Annotated in this window: 18 protein-coding genes; 14 read left to right on the top strand and 4 right to left on the bottom strand. The window is 70.8% G+C overall.

The window, feature by feature from the left end; translation table 11 throughout:
* Positions 1-60 precede the first annotated feature (60 nt).
* The 10 genes from IEW13_RS12780 (at position 61) to IEW13_RS12735 (ending at position 13,566) form a co-directional block, all read left to right on the top strand.
* On the top strand, positions 61-948 hold the full coding sequence (locus IEW13_RS12780; protein WP_188551313.1) for a LamB/YcsF family protein: 888 nt from the start codon (positions 61-63) through the stop codon (positions 946-948).
* On the top strand, positions 945-2,567 hold the full coding sequence (gene pxpB / locus IEW13_RS12775) for a 5-oxoprolinase subunit PxpB (RefSeq protein WP_188551312.1): 1,623 nt from the start codon (positions 945-947) through the stop codon (positions 2,565-2,567). The genes IEW13_RS12780 and pxpB overlap by 4 nt, the downstream gene beginning before the upstream one ends.
* Before the next feature lie 464 nt (positions 2,568-3,031).
* Positions 3,032-4,798: an ABC transporter substrate-binding protein gene (locus tag IEW13_RS12770; RefSeq protein WP_188551311.1), complete on the top strand. Its 1,767-nt coding sequence runs from the start codon at positions 3,032-3,034 to the stop codon at positions 4,796-4,798.
* Positions 4,799-5,069: 271 nt separating this feature from the next.
* Positions 5,070-5,786 carry an SDR family NAD(P)-dependent oxidoreductase gene (locus IEW13_RS12765; protein WP_188551310.1) on the top strand — a complete coding sequence of 239 codons (717 nt, stop codon included), beginning with the start codon at positions 5,070-5,072 and terminating at the stop codon, positions 5,784-5,786.
* 24 nt (positions 5,787-5,810) lie between these two features.
* Positions 5,811-6,533 (top strand): SDR family NAD(P)-dependent oxidoreductase, encoded by a 723-nt coding sequence (locus tag IEW13_RS12760; protein ID WP_188551309.1) that lies wholly within the window; start codon positions 5,811-5,813, stop codon positions 6,531-6,533.
* 44 nt (positions 6,534-6,577) lie between these two features.
* Entirely contained in the window at positions 6,578-7,417 is an 840-nt protein-coding gene (locus IEW13_RS12755; protein WP_188551308.1) for a polysaccharide deacetylase family protein, read from the top strand.
* A gap of 2 nt (positions 7,418-7,419) precedes the next feature.
* Positions 7,420-8,484 carry a sugar ABC transporter substrate-binding protein gene (locus tag IEW13_RS12750; protein WP_188551307.1) on the top strand — a complete coding sequence of 355 codons (1,065 nt, stop codon included), beginning with the start codon at positions 7,420-7,422 and terminating at the stop codon, positions 8,482-8,484.
* 68 nt (positions 8,485-8,552) lie between these two features.
* Positions 8,553-10,067 carry a sugar ABC transporter ATP-binding protein gene (locus IEW13_RS12745; protein WP_188551306.1) on the top strand — a complete coding sequence of 505 codons (1,515 nt, stop codon included), beginning with the start codon at positions 8,553-8,555 and terminating at the stop codon, positions 10,065-10,067.
* Complete coding sequence (locus IEW13_RS12740) at positions 10,064-11,092, top strand: ABC transporter permease (protein ID WP_188551305.1); 1,029 nt, start codon at positions 10,064-10,066, stop codon at positions 11,090-11,092. The genes IEW13_RS12745 and IEW13_RS12740 overlap by 4 nt, the downstream gene beginning before the upstream one ends.
* Positions 11,089-13,566, top strand: coding sequence for a penicillin acylase family protein (locus IEW13_RS12735; protein ID WP_188551304.1), 2,478 nt, complete (start codon positions 11,089-11,091; stop codon positions 13,564-13,566). The genes IEW13_RS12740 and IEW13_RS12735 overlap by 4 nt, the downstream gene beginning before the upstream one ends.
* Positions 13,567-13,679: 113 nt before the next feature.
* Here IEW13_RS12735 and IEW13_RS12730 read toward each other — a convergent pair whose 3' ends face one another.
* Positions 13,680-14,834: a GlxA family transcriptional regulator gene (locus IEW13_RS12730; protein ID WP_229745154.1), complete on the bottom strand. Its 1,155-nt coding sequence runs from the start codon at positions 14,832-14,834 to the stop codon at positions 13,680-13,682.
* 72 nt (positions 14,835-14,906) lie between these two features.
* Here IEW13_RS12730 and IEW13_RS12725 point away from each other — a divergent pair, with 72 nt between their 5' ends.
* From IEW13_RS12725 to IEW13_RS12710, 4 genes are all read left to right on the top strand, one after another.
* A complete protein-coding gene (locus IEW13_RS12725) occupies positions 14,907-16,205 on the top strand; it encodes an MFS transporter (protein WP_308420826.1) in 1,299 nt (432 codons plus the stop codon).
* A gap of 315 nt (positions 16,206-16,520) precedes the next feature.
* Positions 16,521-17,330 carry an ABC transporter ATP-binding protein gene (locus IEW13_RS12720; RefSeq protein ID WP_188551303.1) on the top strand — a complete coding sequence of 270 codons (810 nt, stop codon included), beginning with the start codon at positions 16,521-16,523 and terminating at the stop codon, positions 17,328-17,330.
* A gap of 31 nt (positions 17,331-17,361) precedes the next feature.
* Positions 17,362-18,381, top strand: coding sequence for an aliphatic sulfonate ABC transporter substrate-binding protein (locus tag IEW13_RS12715; RefSeq protein WP_188551302.1), 1,020 nt, complete (start codon positions 17,362-17,364; stop codon positions 18,379-18,381).
* A 49-nt stretch (positions 18,382-18,430) separates the two neighbouring features.
* On the top strand, positions 18,431-19,369 hold the full coding sequence (locus IEW13_RS12710; protein ID WP_188551301.1) for an ABC transporter permease: 939 nt from the start codon (positions 18,431-18,433) through the stop codon (positions 19,367-19,369).
* A gap of 104 nt (positions 19,370-19,473) precedes the next feature.
* Here IEW13_RS12710 and IEW13_RS12705 read toward each other — a convergent pair whose 3' ends face one another.
* The 3 genes from IEW13_RS12705 to iolB form a co-directional block, all read right to left on the bottom strand.
* Positions 19,474-20,511, bottom strand: a complete 1,038-nt coding sequence (locus IEW13_RS12705) for a Gfo/Idh/MocA family protein (RefSeq protein ID WP_188551300.1) — start codon at positions 20,509-20,511, stop codon at positions 19,474-19,476.
* Positions 20,512-20,726: 215 nt separating this feature from the next.
* Positions 20,727-22,637, bottom strand: coding sequence for a 3D-(3,5/4)-trihydroxycyclohexane-1,2-dione acylhydrolase (decyclizing) (gene iolD, locus IEW13_RS12700; protein ID WP_229745152.1), 1,911 nt, complete (start codon positions 22,635-22,637; stop codon positions 20,727-20,729).
* A gap of 47 nt (positions 22,638-22,684) precedes the next feature.
* Complete coding sequence (gene iolB, locus IEW13_RS12695) at positions 22,685-23,626, bottom strand: 5-deoxy-glucuronate isomerase (protein ID WP_188551299.1); 942 nt, start codon at positions 23,624-23,626, stop codon at positions 22,685-22,687.
* Positions 23,627-23,747: the final 121 nt, after the last annotated feature.

Below are 23,747 nucleotides of genomic sequence, written 5' to 3'. Positions count from 1 at the left end.
TTCGCCGCCAGCGGTGGCACAGGCGCCGGGCTGCCGCACCGGCAGGCGAGGAGTTTGAGCATGACCAGCAGCATCGATCTGAACTCGGACCTGGGCGAAGGCGCCCTGGACGCCGGGACGGCGCTGGCTGCCACCGATCCGGCGCGCCAGCCTGGCCCCGCGACGCAGCATCACAGTCCGGGCACCGGGGACGCCGCCATGCTCGAGATCGTCTCCAGCGCCAACATCGCCTGCGGCTTCCATGCCGGCGACCCGGTCACCATGCGCGCCACCGTGGCCGAGGCCGTCAGCCGGGGGGTGGCCATCGGCGCCCATATCTCCTACCAGGACCGGGAGGGTTTTGGCCGCCGTCCCATGGACGTGCCAAGCGCCGTGCTCATCCCGCAGCTCGTCTACCAGATCGGCGCGCTCCAGGCGATGGCCGCGGCGGCCGACGGCCGGGTGCGCTACGTCAAACCCCACGGCGCGCTCTACAACACCATCGTCCACGACGCCCGTCAGGCCCGGGACGTGGCCACCGCGATCCGGGAGATCGACGACTCCCTCGTCCTGCTCGGCCTGCCCGGCTCCGAGGCGTTGCGAGCCGCCGACGCCGCCGGGCTGCCGACGGCCACCGAGGCGTTCGCCGACCGCGGCTACACCCCTGAGGGCACGCTCGTGCCCCGCAGCGAACCCGGCGCGGTGCTGCACGATCCGCACGCCGTGGCCGCACGCATCGTCGAATTGGTGGAACACGGGCGGATCAGAGCCGCGGACGGCTCATGGCTGCGGCTGAGCGCGGACTCCGTGTGCGTCCACGGCGACACCCCCGGAGCGGTCGCGATGGCCGCGCGCGTCGCGGCGGGACTCCGGGAGGCCGGGGCGCGGATCGCGCCGTTCACCCCGGAGCGAGACCGGAACGGACTGGCACGACATGCGGCGATGACGGCGCAGGAGGAAGCACGATGACAGACACCGCTCGCACCGAGGCCGGCGGCGGGCAGGCAGCCGGTACCGGGCGGGTGCGGCCGGCCGGCGATGCGGCTCTGCTGCTCGACTGCGCGGACCTGGACGAGGTGCTCGGTCTCGCCGAGGCGCTACGACGTGCCCGTGCCGAGGGCCGGCCCGGGCTGGACGACATCACCGAAGTGGTCCCCGCCGCGCGCACGCTCCTGGTGGGTACCGTCTCGGGCCGGTCCGGCTCGGATCGCCTCAGACGGGAACTGGAACGCCTGGAGCCGGTGACGCCGGACGAGACAGACGCGCGGCACCACGAGATCCCGGTCCGCTACGACGGCGAGGACCTCGGCGAGGTGGCCGAGCTGCTGGGGATCACGCCGGACGAGGTGATCGCACGCCACACCGGCAGCCGGTACACGGTCGCCTTCGCCGGTTTCGCCCCCGGCTTCGCGTATCTGACCGGCGGCCACCCCAGCCTGGACGTGCCCCGCCGGCAGACGCCCCGGACCCGAATCCCGGCCGGTGCCGTCGGCCTGGCGGGCACGTTCAGCGGCATCTATCCGCGTGAGAGCCCCGGCGGCTGGCAGCTTCTGGGACGCACCGACGTCCCGCTGTGGGACGAGACGCGAGACCTCCCCGCGCTGCTGCAGCCAGGCGACACCGTCCGGTTCGTGGCCACCGATGCGTCCGCCCCGCCCGCCTCCGATCCTGCAGACCGCGAGATTCCCGCCGGACCCGGAACCCCGCGGGGCGCCGGCGCACTGCGCATCGAGGTGCCCGGCCTGCGTCCGCTCATCCAGGACGCCGGGCGCCCGGGACACGCGGACATCGGCGTTCCCCCTTCCGGAGCGCTCGACGCACCTTCGCTGCGGGAGGCGAACCGCCTCGTCGGCAACGACCCGCACGCCCCCGCACTGGAACTGACGCTGGGCGGTTTCCGCGCCACCGCCGCCGGTATCCTGGCCGCCGCCCTGACCGGTGCACCAACGCCGATCACGATCACCCGGGCAGACGGCGAGACCGAGCACATCAGCGATATGCGCGCCTTCGCGCTCCACGACGGAGACGCGCTGGACATCGGCGTCCCGGCCACGGGGATGCGCAGCTACCTGGCCCTCCGCGGCGGGATCGCCGCGCCCCGCGTGCTCGGCAGTGCCGCCACCGACACCCTCTCCGGCCTGGGACCGGCACCGCTGGCCGCCGGAGACGAACTTCAGACCGGTCCGCCGCCCATGACCGCTGCCGGTCACCCGCAGCTCTGGCCGACGATGCCCGGCGAGACGCTCGACGTGCCGGTCGTGATGGGCCCGCGTGAGGACTGGTTCACAGCGGACTCCCGCACCCGCCTGCTGGAGCAGCCCTGGCGGATCACGCCGGAATCGGACCGGGTGGGGATGCGGCTGGAGGGCGAGACGCCGCTGGAGCGGGCCATCGCCGGGGAGCTGCCCAGCGAGGGCACCGTGACCGGTGCCCTGCAGGTGCCTCCCTCCGGGCTGCCCGTGCTGTTCCTGAACGACCGTCCGGTCACGGGCGGTTATCCGGTCATCGCTGTGGTGCGCGGCCGGGCACTGCCTCTTCTGGCACAGGCCCGCCCCGGAACCCTCCTGCGCTTCTACGCGGACGGCTGAAGTCTGGTGCGGCGACCCCCGGGGGCCAGCCGGCTTTCGTCATGAGCCGGTGAGCCGGAGCCGCATCCGTGCCGGTTGCCCCGGCGCCCGCACCGCCCCGGCCGCATCCGCGTACCGCCGCGAGGGTGTTGAGGCCCGTCTGGCGTCGTCGACACCGGCCTGGTGCTGGCTCCGAGTGCGCTCATGAACATCCGGCCCTGCGCCGCTTCCGATGCGAGCGTGCTGCGAAGGTTTCCGGCATGGGGCGGGCCGGCCGCCGGCCCGGGGGGCGAAGGCCGCCACGCTGCCGAGCACGGGGCCGCGTCCGGGAACGCGAGGGCCGCGCTGCGGGGCGCGAAGGGGCCCGCGCGTAAAGAGCAGGTAACAAACCGTTCGTATGTGAGGCGTCTCACATAAGCCTCTCGTACTCTCTTATCAATCCACGGCTGAGTCGATCACGGGCAAGACCGGGAAGGGAGACTGCCGTGAATAGCGGAGTGTTCGGCGCGGAGGACGGCTTCTGCGCCGAGATAGACGCCGAAGGGCGCATGGTCGCCATCGAGGCAGGGGACGCCGGACAGCTCGACGAGGAACTGCTCAGGATCGTCCGCGACATGATCGCCGCGAGGATCGAGCACGCGGCCTTCGTCTGGGCGCCTGCCGGGGCGCGCGTGCCCAGGCTGTTCAGCATTGCCGGGCACCAGCGTGGCGGGAACCTCGCTCCTTCCGCGGTGGTGACCGCGGTGCCGTGCGAGGAACTCCCGTTCGATCTGACGATGCGCGAACTGGACATCATCACGCTCGTCGCCGTCGGGCTCTCGAACGCCGCCATCGCCGAGCGGCTCTCGCTGAGCACCCGTACCGTCACGACGCACGTCGAGCACATCATGCAGAAGCTCGGCGCCGCCAGCCGGACCGCAGCGGCGGCCGCGGCGCTGGACGGGGGCCTGGTCAAGCTGCCGTTCCCCGGCGAGATGGGCGACTTCTCCGTCCTGGCGCTCGGGCGGGCGCTCACTCGACGCCAGGCCGGGACGGCCTCACGGCCACGGCCGGTCAAGCGGCCGCTCCTGATCGGTGCCGCGCTGCCCCTGAGCGGTCACGCCGCCGAGGACGGCGAGGAGATGGTCAACGCCAGCCAGCTGGCGATCGACGAGATCAACGCCCGCGGCGGCATCGACGGCCGCCGGGTCGAGCTGGCCGTCGCCGATGTCGACATCTTCGACGTGGACAGCGTGCGGGCCGCTTTCACGCAGATGGCGGACCAGGAGGCCGATGCCATCACCTCGGGTTATCTGGCCCACCAGGACCTGGCGCACGAGGTGATCGCCGACGCCGGCGGCATCTACCTGCACGCGGCCACCCTGGCGGCGATGGAGCGGCGGGTCAGCCAGGACCCGGGCCGGTACGGGCGGATCTTCCAGGTGTGCCCGAGCGACTCCCACTACGGCCCCCGGTTCGTGCAGTTCATGGAGGAGCTGCGCGTGAGCGGGCAGTGGGCTCCCTCCTCGCGCCGGCTGGTCATCATCCAGAGCGGATGGGATCTCACCGATCTCGGTCTCGCCGAGGCCGCCGCTCTCGCCGATCGCCTCGGCTGGCAGCTCGAGGTCATGCGGCCGGCGGGCGACTCGAAGCTCGCCTGGTCGGCCATGGCCGAGCGGATCCGCTCGCTCGAGCCCGGGGCGGTGATGATCGGCCATTACCTGGTGGACGGCACGGTCGGATTCCTTGACGCCTTCCTCGCCGAACCGAGCGACACCCTGGTGTACTCCCTCTACGCCCCGAGTGTGCCGAAGTTCTACGAGCGCATGGGCGACCGGGCCGAGGGCCTCGTCTGGGCCACCGTCACAGGAACCTACTCCGATCCGCTGGCGCGTGCCTTCGCCACCCAGTACGCGAACACGTTCGGCCGTCTGCCGGGACGTTCGCACGCCGGGATCGCCTATGACCGCGTGCAGCTGATCGCGCAGGCATGGCGCCTGGCGGAGAACCCGCGGGACAGGGACGCCGTGACGAAGGAACTCCGCCGGATCGTGTACCGCGGCGTCAACGGCGCCTACTACTTCGGGGACACCAGCCAGACCGCGCAGACCTACGCCGGCACGGGGTCCGATCCCTCGCTCTCCCTTGCCCACCTCATCTTCCAGATTCAGCGCGGCCAGCAGCGGATCCTGAGCCCGCACCCGTACACCGACGGCGATTTCGTGCCGCAGTCGTGGCTGACGCGCTCACGAACGCGAGGACGGGCGGCTTAGCCGTGTGCGCGGTCCGGGCGGGTTGCTGAGACTGCCGAAGGATCCGGATCCGCTCGCGGCGAGGATGCGGAACCGTCGTGCGGGCGAGCCAGCTGGTGCGCCGTGCCGCGTCCGGGTGCGCCCGTCCATGCGGGCGCCCCGCACCGGCCTGCGGGCGAGCCGCCGCGGCGGCCCTGTCGGAGATACGTAATTCTTACGATCCGGGGCATGTGACGCCGATCATACTCTGAACCCAATCCGGCACTCGCCGGGACGGGAAGGAGCTGATCCAATGACACGGCTGACCGGCAAGGTCGCGATCGTCACAGGGGCCTCGCGGGGCATCGGTGCCGGCATCGCCACCGCGATGGCCGCCGAGGGCGCCACGGTGATCGGATGCGATGTGCTGGGATTCTCGGCGCCCGCGCTCGCGGCCACGGAAGCCCTCGACGTCACCGATGAGGACGCCTGGGCGCAGGTGGTCGCGAAGGTCCTGGAACGGACCGGGCGGCTCGATGTGCTGGTGAACAACGCGGGCATCACCTCGCCGGAGTCCGTGCACGAATCCAGGCTGGAGGAATGGCGCCGGGTCGTATCGGTCAACCAGACCGGCGTCTTCTTCGGCATGCGCGCCGCGATTCCCGCCATGGAAGCCGGCGGTGGCGGCGCCATCATCAACATCTCGTCCATCTGCGGTGCCGCCGCGGTCCCGGGCATCGCCGCCTACCACGCCGCCAAGGGCGCCGTGCGGACCATGACCAAGAATGCCGCCATCACCTATGCGCGCCAGGGCATCCGCGCCAACGCCATCCTGCCCGGCTGGATCCAGACGCCGATGACCGCCGGCCAGAGCGCCGACGTCAACGACAGATTCCTGGACGCCACCCCGCTGGGCCGGCCCGGGACGCCGTCCGACGTCGCCGGCGCCGCCGTCTTCCTGGCCTCGGACGAGTCGGCGTTCATCACCGGCGTGGACCTGCCCGTCGACGGCGGATACCTGGCTGCCTGAGCGGTCGTGACCGGAAGGAGAGACATGAGAAGACTCGAAGGCAAAGTCACGATCGTCACCGGCGCGACCATGGGCATCGGCAGAGCCGTCGCCAAAGCGTTCGCCGCGGAGGGCGCGTGGGTGATCGCCGCGGACATCGCGGACCAGGACCGGCCGGGCGATCAGAAGATCGAAACCCGCCGCCTCGACGTCGCCGATGAGGAGGCCTGGGCCTCGCTCGCAGAGGAGGTGATGCGCCGTTACGGCCGCGTCGACGTCCTCGTCAACGCCGCCGGCGTCATCGGATACGAGCCCATCCACGAGCTCACCACCGCGCAGTGGCAGCGCGTGCTGGACGTGGATCAGACCGGGGTCTACCTGGGCATGCGCGCCGTCCTCCCGGCCATGCGGGAACGGCGCGCCGGCTCCATCATCAATCTCTCCTCCGCCTGGGGGGTCGTGGGCGGCGTCGGCGTCGCGGCGTACAACGCGGCCAAGGGCGCGGTGGGATCGATGTCCCGCAACGCCGCCGTCACCTACGCCCGCGAGGGGATCCGGGTGAACGCCGTGGTTCCCGGCTGGATCCGTACACCGCTGACCGACCGGCAACCCGCGGACGCCAACGAGCGGGTCATCGGCGCGACCCCGGCCGGCCACGGCGGCGAACCGGAGGACATCGCCGCCGGCTGCGTCTACCTGGCCGGTGACGACGCCCGCTTCGTCACCGGAACCGAACTGGTCATCGACGGCGGCTTCCTCGCCGTCTGACTCTCCCGTCTCATGCACGCACCACACGATTAGGAGAACGCGACATGCCGCTCAACCTCCCTGCCGGGAAGACCCTCGCCGTGAGCATCGGAGCCGACTTCGATGCGCACAGTGTCTGGATGGGCACCTTCGGCCTGAGCAGCCCCAGCTACCTGTCCCGCGGAGAGTTCGGCGCTGAAGTAGGAGTGCCGCGCCTCCTCGACCTCTTCGAGCGCTATTCCATCACCACGACCTGGTGCACCCCGGCGCACACCATGCTGACCTTCCCCGAGCGCTTCGGGTCCATCGTCGAGCGCGGCCACGAGATCGCCGCCCACGGATGCTGGCACGAACCGGTGCCCAAGCTCGACGCCGACGAGGAACGCCGGCTCATGGAACAGACCCTCCGGTTGCACGAGAAGCACGTCGGCAAGAAGCCACGGGGATACCGCTCCCCGGCGTGGGACTTCACCGAGACGACCCTCGGCCTCCTGGAGGAGTTCGGTTTCGAATGGGACTCGTCCCTGATGGGCAGGGACTTCGAACCGTATCGTCCGCGCCCCGTGACGGTCGGCTGGGAAGACGGCAGCAGTTTCGGCGAGCCGAGCAGCGTGCTCGAGTTCCCGGTCTCGTGGTACCTGGACGACTTCCCCGATCAGGAGTACATCCCCGGTGCCAACCCGGGCCTGGGCTCCAGCGAGGCGATGTTCAAGCGCTTCCAGGACCACTTCGACTACGCGTACAAGAACGTGCCCGGCGGGGTCCTGTGCATCACCGTGCACCCGCAGACCATCGGCCGCGCCCACATGATCATGGGCCTGGAGCGGCTCATCGACTACATGGCGTCCTTCCCCGGCACATGGTTCGCGCCCATCAGCGACATCTATGACACCTGGAGTGAATGACGATGAATGACTCACCCACCCGGCGATTCGCCTGGGGCGCCTGCGCGGCCGCGCTGCTCCTGACGCTGACCGCCTGCACCAGCCCCAGCCAGCAGGCCGCCGAGGCCGAATCGGGCAGCGGCGCCCAGAGCGCCGAAGGCCAGCCCGAGCCGTCCGTCGACGCGGTCGAGGATCTGCGCGTGGCCTATTTCTCGGCCGGCAGCAGCAATCAGTACTTGCAGGCGGCCATCGACGAGGCGAACGTCTTCGCCGAGGAGAACGGCTTCGAGCTCGACGTGTTCGACGGCGAGTTCGACGCGCAGGTCCAGTTCGACCAGATGCAGACCGCGCTGACCAGCGGTCGCTACAACGCCTTCGCGGTCGAGCCGAACGACGGCAACCTCGTCTGCAACCTGCTCACCCAGGATGCGCCCGAGGCCGGCGTCATGGTGGCGGTCTTCAACCTGCCCATCTGCGGGCGGGCCACCAACCTCGGCGAGGAGACCTGGCAGCCGGGTACCGTCAACTACGTCGGCGGGCAGACGCTCGACGTCTACCAGGACTGGGTCGAGCAGGTGAAGGAGGCCTACCCGGACGGCGCCAAGATCGCGCTCATCTCCGGTCCCGACCTGAACGCCAACACGATCTGCTTCTTCCAGGCCGCCGAGGCTTTCGACGCGGAGGAGGGATACGAGGTCGTCGCGCAGCAGACCACGGACTACACGACGCCCCAGGCCTTCGAAGCCGCGCAGACCATCATGCAGGCCAATCCGGACCTCGACGTGATCATGTCGAACTTCTCCGGCATGACCCGCGGGGTGGTGCAGGCGACCTCGGGCAGCGATGTGGACGTGTTCGACTTCGGGGGCGACGAATGGGCTCTCGACCGGGTCTCCGACGGAGAACTGGCTTCGACGATCATCATGCTCCCGAGGCAGGAGACGCGTTACGCGCTGCAGGGCCTCGTCGACCTGGTGGAAGGCACTGAGACGCCGGTGTTCGTCAACCTCGCCGAACTCGACTCGCTGCCGAACGGGAGCCCGTTCGTCTACCCCGAGAACGTCGACGACTACGACGCCGAATACTGATCGCCCGCCGCACCGGGCCCGCGCACGACCGCGGGCCCGGTGCGGCGGCTGAGCCTCCAGGAGTGATCATGAACGCGGTAGCGCCAGCGAAACCGGTCGCCATCGAATGCAAGGGCATATCAAAGAGGTTCTCCGGCAAGTACGCCGTCCGCGACGCCAGCGTGACCATTCGTTCCGGCACGGTGCACGCCCTCGTCGGGGAGAACGGAGCGGGCAAGTCGACGCTGCTGGGAATGATCGCCGGGCGGGTGAAGAACGACACCGGCACCATCACGGCGTTCGGTGAGGAACTCGATGCCTCCGATCCGCGGCAGACCCGGCGCCACGGCATCGCCGTGGTGTACCAGGAACTCACGATGGTCCCGGCGCTCACGGCGGTGGAGAACGTGTTCCTCGGTCAGCTGATGGCACGGGCCTCCGTCCTGTCGGAGAAAGCCATGCGGGCACGGTACCTCCAGCTGTGCGAGGAGTTCGACGTCTTCGTCGACCCGGACGCCCGGGCGCGCGACCTGTCGGTGTCGCAGCAGCAGATCATCGAGATCATGCGCGCGGTGCAGGCCAAGGGCCGGATCCTCATGCTCGACGAGCCCAGCGCTGCGCTGGCGGAGCAGGAACGCGAGGTGCTCTACCGGATCATCAACCGCCTCCGGGCTCAGGGGACGACCATCGTGATCGTCAGTCACAACCTGAACGAGGTGCTCAGCCTCAGTGATCACATCACCGTCATGCGCGACGGCGATGTGGTTCGCTCCGCGTCCCGGTCCGAGTGGGACAAGCCCGCCCTGGTGCGGCACATGGTGGGCCAGGACGTGGTCATCGCCCGGCGCGAGACCCGTCACGCTCTGGGCGGTGAGGCGCTCTCCGTGCGGAACCTCGTCCTTCCCGGCGTGCTGAAGGGCATCGACATGCGGGTGCGGGAACGGGAGATCGTCGGGCTGTGGGGTCTCGTCGGCTCCGGCAGGACCACGTTCTTCCGGTCCCTGTCAGGCTTGGAGCCGGCCAGCTCCGGCGAACTCGTCCTGCACGGTGAGAAGCGGCCCTGGCCGTCTTCGGCCCGCGCCGCCATCGCCGAGGGAATCGCGATGGTCCCCGAGAGCCGCCGTGCCGCTCTCGTGATGGGCATGGATGCGCCCTCGAACTACTGGCTCGGCCGCCGGACCCCCGGACAGGGCATGATCTCGCCGGTCAAGGAGCGTTCACGCACCGCCGAGGTCGCCAGGTTCTTCGGCTTCGACCCCGGCAGGCTGGCTGAACCGGTCCGTCATCTCTCCGGCGGGAATCAGCAGAAGGTCCTGCTGGCCAAGTGGGCCGGCCGCCGGCCCCGCGTGCTCCTCGTGGACGAGCCGACCCGGGGGATCGACGTCGGCGCGAAGGCCGAGGTGCTCGCCTCGCTCGTCCGCCTCGCGGAGGAGGGCGCGGCCGTGGTGGTCACCTCGTCCGAGCTCGAAGAGGTCCTGGCCGTGTGCGATCGCCTGCTCGTCTTCGCGCACGGAGAAGTCGTCAAAGAACTGGACACCGCCTCGACGGCGTACTCGGTCGAGGAGATCGTCCGATTCGGTTTCGGAGAAACGGAAGCAGCATGAAAGAAGATACGATCCCCAACGCTCAGCCCGTCACCGGTGCGTCCGACGCGCCGCCGGGGAAGCCCGGCGGCCGCGGCGGCGCCCGGGGCTTGCGCCACTACGTGTCCACGTTCAGCATCCTGGGCGCGCTCGTGGTCCTGATCTGCATCGCGACGGTGCTCTACCCGGGCTTTCTCAGCCCGGCCAATATCAGCAACATCCTCACTCAGAACGCTGCCGTCGGGCTGATCGCGATCGGCATGACCTTCGTGATCATCAGCGGCGGGTTCGACCTCTCGGTCGGTGCCACCTACGCGCTCGGTGCCACGCTGTTCGCCGGGCTCACCCTGCAGACGGGCTCCGTGCTCACGGCGGGCCTCGGCGCGCTGCTGGCGGGACTGCTCGTGGGCTGCTTCAACGGCGCCATCATCGCCCGGCTGGGCATCAACCCGTTCGTCGCGACCCTGGGCACCTCCTCCATCATCGGAGGCATCGCCTACATCTACTCCGGCTCCTCGCCCTTCATCGTCAACGGGAACCCGGCCTTCCAGGATCTCGCGCTCACGCGGATCGCCGGTGTCCCCCTGCCCATCATCATCCTCATCGTGTCGTTCATCATCGGCGCCTTCCTGCTGGCCAAAACGACCTTCGGCCGCAACGTCTACGCGATCGGCGGGAACTACGAGGCCGCCTGGCTCAGCGGTCTGCGGGTGCGCGGACTGCACGGGAGCGTATACGCCCTCACCGGCGTGCTGGCCGCGCTCGCCGGCATGATCGACGCCTCGCGTCTGGGTGTCGGCCAGGCGGACGTCGGCGGCATGCTGGCACTGGACGCCATCGCCATCGTCGTGGTCGGAGGCACCTCCCTGCGGGGCGGCGAGGGCGCCATGTGGCGCTCGGTCGTCGGACTGCTGATCCTGGCGACCCTGACCAACGTGTTCTACAGCCTGAACGTCTCGCAGCACTGGCAGATGATCGCCAAGGGCTGCATCGTCGTCGCCGCGGTCGCGGTGGACGCGATCATGCGCACGAGGAGGACCGGATGACCTCGGACTTCACCCCCGACGACCCCGCAGGCGCCGTTGACCACCCCGATACCGGCCCCGCCGGAGACCCGGCGGGAGATGCCGGCCCCACCCGTGGTCCTGCCGGGACCATCGGCCCTGCCGGACACATCGATCCCGCTCTGCCCGCCGAGAGCGCCCAGGACGCGGAGTTCCCCGTGCCGGACCTGGACGAGCCCGTCGAGGTGATCGTCGACCGCTGGGGCGTACCGCACATCTATGCTTCCTCGGCGCGCGACGGTTTCCTGGCTCAGGGATTCAACGCCGCCCGCGATCGCCTGTTCCAGATCGACCTGTGGCTGCGCCGCGGGAACGGACGGCTGGCCGAAGTGCTGGGAGAGGCCTACCTGGAGCAGGACCGCGCCAACCGGCTGTTCCGCTACCGCGGCGGTATCGAGGCCGAATGGGCCTCGTACGCCGCCGGGACCCGCGAGGCGGTCGAGGCGTTCGCCACCGGGGTCAACGCCTACATCTCCTGGGCGTGCGAGGAACCTGGCCGGTTGCCGCCGGAGTTCCATCTGCACGGATACCGGCCGCGGCTGTGGTCCGCGGAGGACTACGTGCGATTCCGGACCCACGGTCTCTTCTACAACGCGGAGCAGGAGCTGGCCCGCAGCATCACCTTGCGCGAGTTCGGGACCGAAGCCGAGGCGATCAGGCAGGCACGCGAACCGGCGGACCCCCTGCAGGTGCCGGAGGGAACCGATCTGCAGGTCTTCTCCGAGGAGGTTCTGCGCGTCTACCGGCTCGCCTTCTCTCCCGTCGCCTTCGCCGGGGAGCCCGAACCCGGACGCGCCGGTGAAACGCTGAGCGGCAGCAACAACTGGGTGGTCTCCGGCGAGAGGACCTCGACTGGCCGGCCCGTGCTGGCCAACGATCCGCATCGCGCCGTCACCCTGCCCTCGCTCCGGTACCTCGCGCATCTGAGCACTCCCGCCTTCGACGTCGTCGGCGCCGGCGAGCCGGGCCTGCCCGGCATCTCGATCGGGCACAACGACGCCATCGCCTTCGGCCTCACCATCTGGCCGGCCGACCAGGAGGATCTGTTCGTCTACGAGACGCGGCCCGGCGACGGCGGTCAGTACCGCTACCGGGGTGAATGGACTCCGTTCGAGGAGCACACCGAGGAGATCGGGATCGCGGGCGGCAAGACGGCGGCGGTGACGCTCCGCTTCACCCGGCACGGGCCGGTGATCTACGAGGACACCGGACGCGGCGTCGCGGTGGCGCTGAAAGCCGCGTGGCTGGAACCGGGCATGGTCCCCTATCTCGCCAGCCTGGGCTATATGAACGCCCGCAACGCCGACGACTTCCTGGCGGCGTTGCGGCATTGGGGAGCGCCGGGGGTCAACCAGATCTACGCCACGCCCGATGGGGACTTCGGCTGGCAGCCGGCCGCCCGCATCCCCCGGCGGAAAGGATGGGACGGCAGCGTCCCGGTCCCGGGCGACGGCCGTTACGAGTGGGACGGGTGGTGGGATCTTGCCGACTTCCCCTCGCTGCGCCGTCCGGACCAGGGCTGGTTCGCCTCCGCGAATGAGATGAACCTTCCAGCCGGGCACGACAACACGGAGCAGACCGTCACCTACGACTGGTACTCCTATGCCCGTGCCACGCGACTTCGCGAATGGCTCGGTGGCTCGGGCGGCATCTCGGTCGAGGAGTCCGCGGCGATGCAATGGGACGACCTGAGCGTTCACGCCGTCGAACTGCTGCGCGTCCTCGACGTCGAGGGCGCCACTCCCAGGCACGAGGAGTTCCGCCGGCTGCGCGCCTGGGACGGACGGACCCAGGCGGCTTCCCGTGAAGCGCTCGTCTTCGAGGTCTGGGCCCGCAGGCACCTCCGGCCCCGGCTCGTGGAGACCGTCCTCGGGATCCAAGGCCTGAGCCCGCAGGCGATCGAGGAGGCCAAGAGATACCTCCTGAAGGACGAGTCCTTCGGCGGAGACCTCAGAGGGGATCTGCGCATGGCCGCCCTGCTTGGACAGTACGATCCGCAGGCCTTGCGGAACGTCGTCGAGCACACGCTGCCGGCGGCGCTGGAGGAGATCCGGGGGCTTCTGGGGGAGGATACCGCGTCGTGGTCGTGGGGTGCTGTGCACCACACGGCCCTCGAACATCCCGCGTTCACCGGGCGCACCGGGATTCCCGCGGAGTGGGCACGGCTGGGCCCGGTCCCGCGCGGAGGGACCGGTGACACCGTCGGTCTGGCCGGATACGACGGTACTTTCCGGCAGACCATCGGATCCTCGTTCCGGATGGCCCTGGACGTCGGGGACTGGGACAGGAGCCTGACGATGAACGCCCCGGGGCAATCCGGCGATCCGCGCTCACGCCACTACGCCGACCAATTCGGTCCGTGGCTGCGGGGAGAGACGTTCCCGCTGGTCTACTCGCGGCAGGCAGTGGAGGACAATGCCGGGTTCCGGTTCACGCTGATGCCCGGCGCGCGCTGAGACGAGCCTCTGACCGGTGCCAGCCCGGCGGTGTCAGCCCCGCGCGGCGACCTGGCATGTTGCCGCTGATCGCTTTCCAGAGCCGACCGAGCGGCTGCTGATCGCTGCCGGGTTCACGCCGTACGGTCGTGCGCGCTGCCGAAGCGGCGGCGGTGATCGGACGGCGTGGTCCCGGCGACGGCGCGGAACTGCTTGCGCAGGGCGGCGCCCGTGCCGAAGCCGGTCCGGACGGCGATGGCGTCCACCGGCAGGTCCGTCGTCTCGAGGAGTTCCTGTGCCCGCCGCACCCGCTGCCGGGACAGCCACGCGGCGGGGGAGAGGCCCGTCTCCGCCTGGAACCTCCGGTTGAAGGTCCGCACGCTCATATGCGCCGCAGCCGCCCACTCCGGCACCGTCACGCGGGTGCTGAGGCGGCCCAGCGCCCATTGCCGGCTGGCCGCCAGGGTGCCGCCGTTCGACGCCGGCTGCGGCAGCTCGATGTACTGCGCCTGGCTGCCGTCCCGCCAGGACGGGGCCACGCAGTACCGGGCCACCCGGTTGGCCACTTCCCAGCCGGCGTCCTGCCGCACCATGTGCAGGCACAGGTCGATGCCGGCCGTCAGCCCCGCCGAGGTGAGCACCCGGCCCTCGTCGACGAACAGCGCGTTCGCGTCCACCCGGATGGCCGGATGCAGGCGCTGGAGTTCCGCGGCGTACTGCCAGTGCGTGGTGGCGCGTCTGCCGTCCAGCATCCCGGCCGCGGCCAGGACGAACGCCCCCGTGCACACCGAGACCACCCGGGCCGTGTCCGGGATGAGCGCGAACGCCCGCCGGGCGGCGTCATCGAGCTCACCGCGCTCGCGGGCGGCGGGCAGCCGGGTGCCGGGCACGACCACGGTGTCGGCCTCGGCCAGCGCCTCCAGGGGCGCATCGGCGAGCAGACCGTATCCCCGGGAGGTGGAGACCGGCCCCTCCGCGGTGGTGCACATGCGCACCTCGTACAGCGGCTGCCCGGCGGCATCGGTCGCGCTGCCGAAGATGAGCGAGGGGATCGTCGCGTCGAAGCCGATCACCGGCGGCAGGAGCAGGACGACCACCCGGTGCGGCCGGCGCTGGCGGCGATGGACGCTCCCAGGCCGCCCCGCGTGCTCTGACTGCTGAGCGCGTCCCGGCCGCTGGGCGCGTGCCGGGCGCGCACGGCGCTCCAGGTGTTCGAAGCGCTCCAGGTGTTCGCGGCGCTCAGGGCGCTCGCGGTCTGCGGGGCGCTGCGCGGACGATGATGACGGCATGGCCGAATTGTTTCATACCTTGGCTTTTCTGCCACTGGCAGGCGTGGGCGCCCACGGGAGAAGGTGAAGCTCGTGAAAAGACTCTCTCCCTGGTACATCAGTGTCGTCATCGCCGCCTTCCTCACCCTCGTGGCCGCCGCCGGTATGCGCTCGGCGCCCGGCGTGCTGATGAACCCCCTGCACGAGGAGTTCGGCTGGTCGCACGGCACCATCGGCGGCGCGGTCTCGGTGAACCTGCTGCTCTTCGGCCTGTTCTCGCCGTTCGCCGCCGGTCTCATGGAACGGTTCGGCGTCCGCCGGGTCACAGTCGTCGCGCTCGCCGCCGTCGCCCTGGGCAGCGGCCTGACGGTGCTGGTGCAGCAGGCCTGGCAGCTCTGGATCCTGTGGGGCCTCGTGATCGGCGCGGCTACCGGCGCGATGTCGATGCCGTTCGTGTCCCTCATCGCCGGGCGCTGGTTCGTGGCCCGCCGCGGACTGGTCTCCGGGATCCTGACCGCCGGCAGCGCCGCCGGTCAGCTGGTGTTCCTCCCGCTCATCGCCGCGCTCGCGCAGGACCACGGCTGGCGGACGCCCTCGTTCGTCATCGCGGGGGCGGCGCTCCTCGCGGTGCCGCTCGTCCTGCTGATGCTCCGCGACCGGCCCGCCGATGTGGGCCTCGTGCCCTACGGCGCCGTGCCCGGCGATCCGCAGATCACGCCCGCCCCCAGCCCCCGCTCGGCGTTCGCCACGACGATGACCGGACTGCGGGACGCGGCCAGGACCCGCACGTTCTGGCTGCTGGCGGGTTCCTTCGCGATCTGCGGCGCCAGCACGAACGGGCTCATCGGCACCCACTTCGTCCCCGCGGCGCACGATCACGGGATGCCCGCCACGACCGCTGCGGGACTGCTCGCCCTGATCGGCATCTTCGACATCCTCGGCACCGTGTTCTCCGGCTGGCTGACCGACCGGATCGACCCGCGTTTCCTCCTGCTGGCGTACTACGCCCTGCGCGGTGGCTCGCTCCTGCTGCTGCCGGCGCTCCTGGGTCCGGAGGTCCACCCGCCGATGTGGGCGTTCATCGTCTTCTACGGCCTGGACTGGGTCGCCACGGTTCCGCCGACGATCGCGCTGTGCGCTCAGCGGTTCGGGCAACGCGCCCCCGTCGTCTTCGGCTGGGTCTTCGCCTCCCACCAGATCGGCGCGGCCATCGCCGCCGGCGGTGCCGGCCTGCTTCGCGACGCCACCGGCAGCTACGACGCGGCGTGGATGATGGCGGCCGGCCTGTGCGGCGTAGGCGCGGTCCTGTCGATCGCGGTGGCCCGGCCCGCCGTCCTCGCGGCCCAGCTGAAGGCCGAGCAGCGCGACGTCGAGACCGCCGCGCGCGCCTGACCCACGGCGCGGCCCGCCTGACCCACGGCGCGCCCCGCCTCTGCGGGGGAACGCCCCGCCTTGATTGACGAAATGTGTCGTCCACCCCCCACCGCGGGCGCGGCCTCTCGGTAGCGTCGGTCATCGGCCGGGCGGAAGCCCGCTCCGCCGCGTGCCGACGGGCCACGTGGCCCGCGCGGTGCGGGGAAACTGCGTGTGCCGGAACGCCGGGCGCGACCGGCGGCGCGGTATACGACGTCACGCTCCGTCACGGCACGGCACGGCACGACGCGAACGCCAGCCACCACCGACGACCGACGACACCTATGGGCGAGCATGACTGAGCACACCGGCCAGGCCGGCACGAGCAGCGCGCACTCCGCGACGCAGGACGCCGTCGCGCTGCGTGCCGTGGGCAAATCGTTCAGCGCCCACACCGTGCTGCGCGACGTCACCCTCCAGATCCCCGCCCGCCGGATCGTGGCGATCATCGGCGCCTCCGGCTCCGGCAAATCGACCCTGCTGCGGCTCATCGGCGGCCTGGACACCCCCACGGACGGCGCGGTGAACATCGACGGCCGGGCGGTGGCCCAGTACGACCCGCGGTGTGCCTTCGCCTTCCAGGAAGCCCGGCTGCTGCCGTGGCGCACGGTCGCCGACAACGTCGCCCTGGGCCTGCCCCGGGACGAGGACCGCGCCCGGGGCCGCACCCGCATCGGCGAACTGCTCGAGTTGGTGGGACTGACCGAATTCGCCGGGCACAAGCCCAAGGAGATCTCCGGCGGCATGGCCCAGCGGACCTCCCTCGCCCGGGCGCTCGCCCGGACCCCGAGCGTGCTGCTGCTCGACGAACCCTTCGGCGCGCTCGACGCCCTCACCCGGCTGCGCATGCACGATCTGCTGCTGGACGTCCACGCCGCCGAACCCACCACCGTCATCTTCGTCACCCACGACGTCGACGAAGCCCTGGTCCTGGCTGACACCATCGTCGTACTCGGCAAAGAGGAGGGCCGGCCGGGCGCCACCGTCCTGCAGACCGTCTCGCCGAGCCAGCAACGTCCCCGCAGCCACTCCGACCCGGAATTCACCCGGTTGCGCCAGCAGCTCCTGGCCGCCCTGGGCGTCCAGCTGCGCTCCGAAGCCTGATCCGCACCCACGCTCCACGAAAGGCCATCCGATGTCCCAGACCATGCGCCCCCGCGCTGCCGTGAAGACCAGCTCCCTCATCGCCGGACTCGCCGCCGCGAGCCTGACGCTGAGCGCCTGCGCCGGCGAGGGCAGCAGCATCGCCGGCAGCGGAGGCGAGCTCACCGAGCTCAACGTCGACTACGCCACCTACTCGGTCCTCAGCCTCGTGATCAAGGAGCACGGCTGGCTGGAGGAGGAGCTCGGCGAGGACGGCGTCGACGTCAACTGGGTCTTCTCCGCCGGATCGAACCGGGCGAACGAGTCCCTGCGCGCGCAGGCGGTGGACTTCGGCACCACCGGCGGCGGCCCCGCGCTGCAGGCGCGCGCCAACGGCACCCAGATCAAGACTGTCTACGTCACCCACGCCAGCGAGGGCTTCGGCCTAGCCGTCCCGGAGGACTCCGAGATCGAGGACGTCGAGGACCTGCGCGGGGCCTCCGTGGCGGTCACCCGCGGCACCGACCCGTACTTCTTCCTGCTCCAGACCCTCGACCTGTTCGACGTGCCGGTCGAGGAGGTCACCCTGGAGAACCTGCAGCACGCCGATGGCCGCGCCGCCCTGGACAACGGCACCGTCGACGCCTGGTCCGGCCTGGACCCGATCCTCGCCGGGGCCGAGGTGGCTGGCGCCCGCCTGATCTACACCAATCCCGAACTGATCAGCCCGATCGTCCTCAACGTCACCGAGCAGTTCGAATCCGAGCACCCGGAGACCGTGCAGCTGGTCATCGACGTGTACGAGCGCGCCCGGCAGTGGGTCCTGGACAACCCGGAGGAGGCACAGGACATCTACGCCGAGGAAGCCGGCCTGGAGCCGGAGATCGCCGAACTCGCCTTCAGCCGCTTCAACCACGACATCAGCGGGGTCCCCGTCGCCGAGGAGCTCTCCCCGGTGCTGGAGACCATCGGCTCCTTCATGGTGGATTCCGGTGACGTCCGCGATCAGGAAGCCCTGGACGAGGCCCTGGAGACCCTCTTCGAGCCGAGTTACGCGCAGGCCGCCGAGTAAGGCGCAGGCGCTGCAGGGGAATCCACGGTAGTCCACAGGGAGCGCGAGGATGAGCCAGCATCATTCAGCCGCAGGTGCGCCGGAAGGCGCACCTGACGACGTCACACACGCCGGGAGCGGCGCCGCGCCGGGGACGGCCGCGCACGGTCATGCCACGGTGGCGAGCGGCGCGCCCGGCGCTGCCGGTCCGGGCTCCGGCACAGGTCCGGGCTCCGGGCGTGCGCGCCGTTCCGGACGCAGGCGCGGTCCCGTCGTCCTGCTGGGGTTGCTGGTGCCGGCCGCGCTGGTGGCCGCGTGGTTCTGGAGCACCGCCGCCGGCGTGTTCACGCCGGTGCAGCTGCCGCCCCCGCAAGACGTCTTCACCGCCGCCATCGACCTGATCGAGCGTGGCCAGTTCTTCCAGCACATCGGCATCTCCACCCAGCGGGTGCTGCTCGGCTACGCGATCGGCGCGATCCTGGGCCTCGCCGTGGGCGCGCTGGTGGGACTGTCCCGCCTCAGCGACGTGCTCTTCGCCCCCACCATCGGCGCGTTCCGGGCCGTGACGGGCCTGGCCTGGGTACCGCTGCTGGCCCTGTGGATCGGCATCGGCGAGGACTCCAAGGTCACCCTGGTCGCCATCGGCGCGTTCTTCCCCGTCTACACCACGGTCGCCGCGGCACTGCGGCACGTGGACGCGCAGCTGGTCGAGGCCGGGCGCGCCTTCGGGCTGGGCGGCGTGAAACTGCTCCTGACGGTTCAGCTCCCGGCGGCGATGCCCTCCGTCGTGGCCGGCCTGCGGCTCGCCCTGGCGCAGTCCTGGCTGTTCCTGGTAGCGGCCGAACTGCTGGCCTCGTCGATGGGCCTGGGCTTCCTGCTGATCGACTCGCAGAACAACGGCCGTACCGACCGGATGATCCTCGCGATCGTGCTGCTGGCGGTGCTGGGCAAGCTCTGCGACAGCGTCTTCGCCCTCGTGCAGAAGCGCGTCCTGGACCGCTGGACCTGAGCGCCCCCCGTCCTCTACTTCCGGGGCTGTGCACTAATTCCCGGGGGAGTTGACGCGGAATTAGTGCACAGCCCCGGAATCACGCGGCCAAGCGCGCCAGGTGCTCAGCGGTAGAACGCCGGGCGTTCGGGCAGCTCCACCTCCACGCGGGTGCCCGGGGCGTGCAGTGCCTTGACGCCCTGCTGGCAGGCGACCGCCACGCGGTAGCCGTCCCAGGCGTCCGGCCCGTCGACGAAGGAACCCGTCCCGGCCAGGCCCGCGCGGGCGGCATCCACCCAGCGCTGCACCTGCTCGTCGTAGGCTGTGGCGAAGCGCGTGGTGAAGTCCGCATCCACGCCGGTGCCGGTCCGGCCGGCCTGCCACAGCTGCAGGCCGGCGTTCTCACCGATCCGCGCCACGCCAGACTCGAAGACCGCCTCGGTGGTCACCTGATAGCCGAACTGGACGCTCACGTTCATCTCCAGATCGACCAGCACGCCGTTGGAGAGCTCCATCAGCACCAGGATCGGCTCCTGCAGCCGCTCCGGGGTGAGGGAGTTGCGCCGAGGCAGCTTGACCTCCAGGGAGCGCAGCTCGGCGCCGGCCAGCCACGGCAGCACATCGAGTTCGTGCACCACGGAGTCCGTGATGAGCATGTCCTGCTGGTACTGCTCCGGGACGCTCGCGTTCCGGTGTGCCGCACGGACCATGAGGAGCTCGCCGGCCGTCCCGGCGGAGACCAGCTCGCGCAGCTGCCGGTACTCCGGGTCGAACCGGCGCATGAAGCCCACCTGGATGCGCCGGGCACCGGAGGCCTGCTCCGCTTCCAGGACGCGCCAGGACGACTCGGGGTCCGGGGTGAGCGGCTTCTCGCACAGGATGGGCAGCTTCGCCTCCAGCGCCGGCAGCAGCACTGCCTCATGCAGGAATCCCGGGGTGGCGATCAGCACGGCGTCCACGGCGCCGGCTTCCAGCGCGTCCTCGATGCGGCCGAACGCCTGCGCGCCCGGTGCGTTCTGCACCGCGGTCTGAGCCCTCGTCTCGTCCGGTTCCACCACGGCGCTCACGCGGGCGCCGGAGATCCGGCGGGTGATCCGCTTGATGTGGTCCGAACCCATGGCGCCGGCGCCGATCACGCCGATGCGCAGTTCCGCTGCGGTCATGTGCTCTCCTTCGAGTCTCGCGGGCGGTCATGCCCGTTCCGCGGCGTCCGCTCCGGACACCGTCCTTGATCTTGCGCCGATGCCGGTGCGTAAGTCCGCCAGAACCGGCTGGTCCTGCTTCAGCTCAGTACGCGCGATGTCGACCGTTAAGCCCGGCTGCGGCCGCTTGGGTCGCCTGCCCTCAGCCGGGCTGTGGCCACTCGGGTCGCCGGTCCTCAGCCCAGCAGCGGCCGCTGCCGCTTCTTCTCCTGCCGGTACTCCTCCAGCGCCCGCTGGGTGCTGGGCAGCTCGGAGACCTCGGCGACCGGAACATCCCACCAGCCATCGCCCTCAGGCGCGTAGACGAGGGGATCGGAGTTGATGTGGATGAACGTGGAGGTGTCCTTCGCCTTGGCGGTGGCGAGGGCGGCCTTGAGATCGTCGATGGCGCCGGGACCGGGCTCGACCTCGATCACGTCCATCCCGTAGCTGCGGGCGTTGGCCGCCAGGTCGACCGGCAGGACCTCATCGCCCTGGAAGTTCTTCGCCTGCTTGTCGTACGTGCGGTACCAGGTGCCGAAGCGGTCCGTGCCGACCGTCTCGGAGAGATGCCCGATGGAGGCGTAGCCGTGGTTCTGGATGAGCACCACGATGATCTTCAGGCCTTCGGCCACCGCGGTGAGCAGTTCCGTGTGCAGCATCAGGTAGGAGCCGTCGCCGACCATGACGACCACGTCGCGGTCGTCGTCCAGGGCGTCCAGTCCGCGCCGCACGCCCAGGCCGCCGGCGATCTCGTAGCCCATGCAGGAGAAGGCGTACTCCACGTGGTAACCCAGCGGGTCCCGGGTGCGCCAGAGCTTCTGCAGATCCCCCGGTAGCGAGCCGGCCGCCTGGATGAGCACGTCCCGGCCGTCGATGGCGGAGTTGACCGCGCCGATGATCTCCGGCTGTCCCGGCAGCTCGGCCCCGCTGGGGACGAACGCCTCGTCCACGGCGGCATCCCAGTCGCGCTTGAGCGCGGCGGCCTCCTCGGCGGCCTCGGCCGGAAGACGCCAGTCCTGCAGCTCGCGTGACAGGGCGGTGAGCGTCTCGCGGGCATCGGCGATCACGGGCAGCTGGCTGCCGTGCTTATAGGCGTCGAAGGCTGCCACGTTGACGTTCACGAAGGCGGGCCGCTCGTGCTGGAACACGGTGCGGCTGGCGGTGGTGAAGTCGCTGTAGCGGGTCCCGATGCCGATGATGACGTCCGCCTGCGCGGCATAACGGTTGGCCGCGGACGAGCCCGTGGCGCCGATGCCGCCCAGGTTCTGCGGGTGGTCCCAGTCCAGGACGCCGCCGCCGGCCTGCGTGGTGCCGACGGGGATCCCGGTCGCCTCGGCCAGGGCCCGCAGCTGATCCTCGGCGTGGGAGTACAGCACCCCGCCGCCGGCGACGATGAGGGGCCGGCGGGCCTGCCGGATCACCCGGACCGCGCGCTCCAGCGGGCCGTGCTCGGGCAGCGGGCGGCGCAGGTGCCACTCGCGCTCGGCGAGGAACTCCTCCGGCACGTCCACCGGCTCGGCCTGCACGTCCTCCGGCAGCGCGATCGTCACGGCGCCGGTCTCGGCCGGATCGGTGAGGACCCGCAGCGCCGCCAGCGCGATGGAGAACAGCTGCTCGGGCCGGTCCACCCGGTCGAAGAAACGCGAGAGAGGCCGGAAGGCGTCGGTCACCTGGAGGCTGGTGTCGTGCGGGTGCTCCAGCTGCTGCAGCACGGGGTCGGCCACGCGGGTGGCGAAGGTGTCCGAAGGCAGCAGCAGCGCCGGCATCCGGTTGGAGGTCGCCAGCGCGGCGCCGGTGAGCATGTTCGCCGCACCCGGGCCGACGGAGGCCGCGGCAGCGAAGGTGCCCAGCCGCCGGTGCATGCGGGCGTACCCCACGGCCTGGTGCACCATCGCCTGCTCGTTGCGGGCCTGGTAGTAGGGCATCAGCTCGGGGTCCTGCTCATTGGCCTGCCGCAGGGCCTGGCCGAGACCGGCGACGTTGCCGTGCCCGAAGATGCCGAAGGTGCCGGCGATGGTGCGCTCCCGCCTGTCCCCGTCGACCGTGTACTGCCGGGCCAGGAACTCCACGAGTGCCTGCCCGACCGTCATCCGCCTGGTGCTCATGATGCGTCCTTACGTTCCGTTCTGGTATTCGCTGATCCGGCCGGCGGTCAGACCGCCGAGGCGCCTGTCCCGGTCGCGGTGTAGGGCAGGCGCGGGTCGACGCTCTGCTGTTCCCAGCTGCCACGCACCCAGGCGTGGGCGGGATCGTCGCTGATGAGCCACACCCGTTCCTCGTCCGGACCGGCCATGACGTTGAGGTAATACAGGTCGTAGCCGGGGGCGGCAGCCGCCGGCCCGTGATAGCCGTAGGGAATGAGCGCCACATCGCCGGTACGGGCCAGGGCGTTGATGTCGATCTCCCCGGCCGGGGACGAATACGTCGCGAACATGCCGAACGGATCCGCGCCACCGGGGGCGGCTTCGACACCGGCGGGCGAACCGGCGCCGCGGGTCACGGCGGCTTCGAAGTAGTAGATCTCCTCAAGCCGGCTCTCGTGCCCGGGCAGATGCTCGTCATGCTTGTGCGCCGGATAGGACGACCAGTTGTCCGCGGGCGTGATCACCTCGCAGGCGATGATCTTCGCCGCATCGAGCGCCGCGGGCGTGCCGAAGTTCTGCACCTGCCGGCTGGAGGTGCCGGCACCTCGCAGCTCGACTGGGATGTCCTCATGGGGCAGATACCGGGCCGGGCGCCGTTCGGCGGTGACGGCCTCGGAGACCGAAATGCGGGCATCGCTGCCGGCCCAGCGCAGCGTCGCGGCGGCGCCGCTGGGCAGGTACAGCACATCGGACGGGCCGTGAAACACCCCGGGGCGCCCGCCGAGCCGCTGCTCCCGGGTGGCGCCGTCCACGACGTACTCGACGTGCGCGGGACCGGAGAGCGGCATCACGATCCGCTCCACCTGGGCCGGTGGCAGCTCCAGGACGGTGCCCTCAGTCAGTGCGCCCACCCGCAGGCCGGTGTGCGCCCAGCCGGGGGTGCGGGCGTCGACGAGGGTCTCCCAGCCCTCGCGTGCCAGTTCGCCGCGGCGGTAGAACCACTGAGTCACGTTGCGCTCCTTCGTGTGCGTCTTCAGAAGTGTCGTCACGAGTACCGGGACGGTGTGCTCTGCGGCGTCTCATCGCTGCGCCGTACCGATCCCAGCGCCGGTCCCGGTCCCTCGGCCGCCC

This window comes from Sediminivirga luteola (assembly GCF_014639315.1).
Classification (GTDB): Bacteria; Actinomycetota; Actinomycetes; order Actinomycetales; family Brevibacteriaceae; genus Sediminivirga; species Sediminivirga luteola.
This window is presented reverse-complemented; position numbering and strand designations above follow the sequence as displayed.

Bases quoted from the DNA above. Each gene is read 5' to 3' on its own strand.
- IEW13_RS12755 (WP_188551308.1), top strand. From the start codon at position 6,578: ATGCCGCTCAACCTCCCTGCCGGGAAGACCCTCGCCGTGAGCATCGGA.
- IEW13_RS12710 (WP_188551301.1), top strand. From the start codon at position 18,431: ATGAGCCAGCATCATTCAGCCGCAGGTGCGCCGGAAGGCGCACCTGAC.
- IEW13_RS12765 (WP_188551310.1), top strand. From the start codon at position 5,070: ATGACACGGCTGACCGGCAAGGTCGCGATCGTCACAGGGGCCTCGCGG.
- IEW13_RS12715 (WP_188551302.1), top strand. From the start codon at position 17,362: ATGTCCCAGACCATGCGCCCCCGCGCTGCCGTGAAGACCAGCTCCCTC.
- IEW13_RS12720 (WP_188551303.1), top strand. From the start codon at position 16,521: ATGACTGAGCACACCGGCCAGGCCGGCACGAGCAGCGCGCACTCCGCG.
- IEW13_RS12740 (WP_188551305.1), top strand. From the start codon at position 10,064: ATGAAAGAAGATACGATCCCCAACGCTCAGCCCGTCACCGGTGCGTCC.
- IEW13_RS12780 (WP_188551313.1), top strand. From the start codon at position 61: ATGACCAGCAGCATCGATCTGAACTCGGACCTGGGCGAAGGCGCCCTG.
- IEW13_RS12735 (WP_188551304.1), top strand. From the start codon at position 11,089: ATGACCTCGGACTTCACCCCCGACGACCCCGCAGGCGCCGTTGACCAC.
- IEW13_RS12705 (WP_188551300.1), bottom strand. From the start codon at position 20,511: ATGACCGCAGCGGAACTGCGCATCGGCGTGATCGGCGCCGGCGCCATG.
- iolD (WP_229745152.1), bottom strand. From the start codon at position 22,637: ATGAGCACCAGGCGGATGACGGTCGGGCAGGCACTCGTGGAGTTCCTG.
- IEW13_RS12750 (WP_188551307.1), top strand. From the start codon at position 7,420: ATGAATGACTCACCCACCCGGCGATTCGCCTGGGGCGCCTGCGCGGCC.
- IEW13_RS12760 (WP_188551309.1), top strand. From the start codon at position 5,811: ATGAGAAGACTCGAAGGCAAAGTCACGATCGTCACCGGCGCGACCATG.
- IEW13_RS12745 (WP_188551306.1), top strand. From the start codon at position 8,553: ATGAACGCGGTAGCGCCAGCGAAACCGGTCGCCATCGAATGCAAGGGC.
- IEW13_RS12730 (WP_229745154.1), bottom strand. From the start codon at position 14,834: ATGCCGTCATCATCGTCCGCGCAGCGCCCCGCAGACCGCGAGCGCCCT.
- pxpB (WP_188551312.1), top strand. From the start codon at position 945: ATGACAGACACCGCTCGCACCGAGGCCGGCGGCGGGCAGGCAGCCGGT.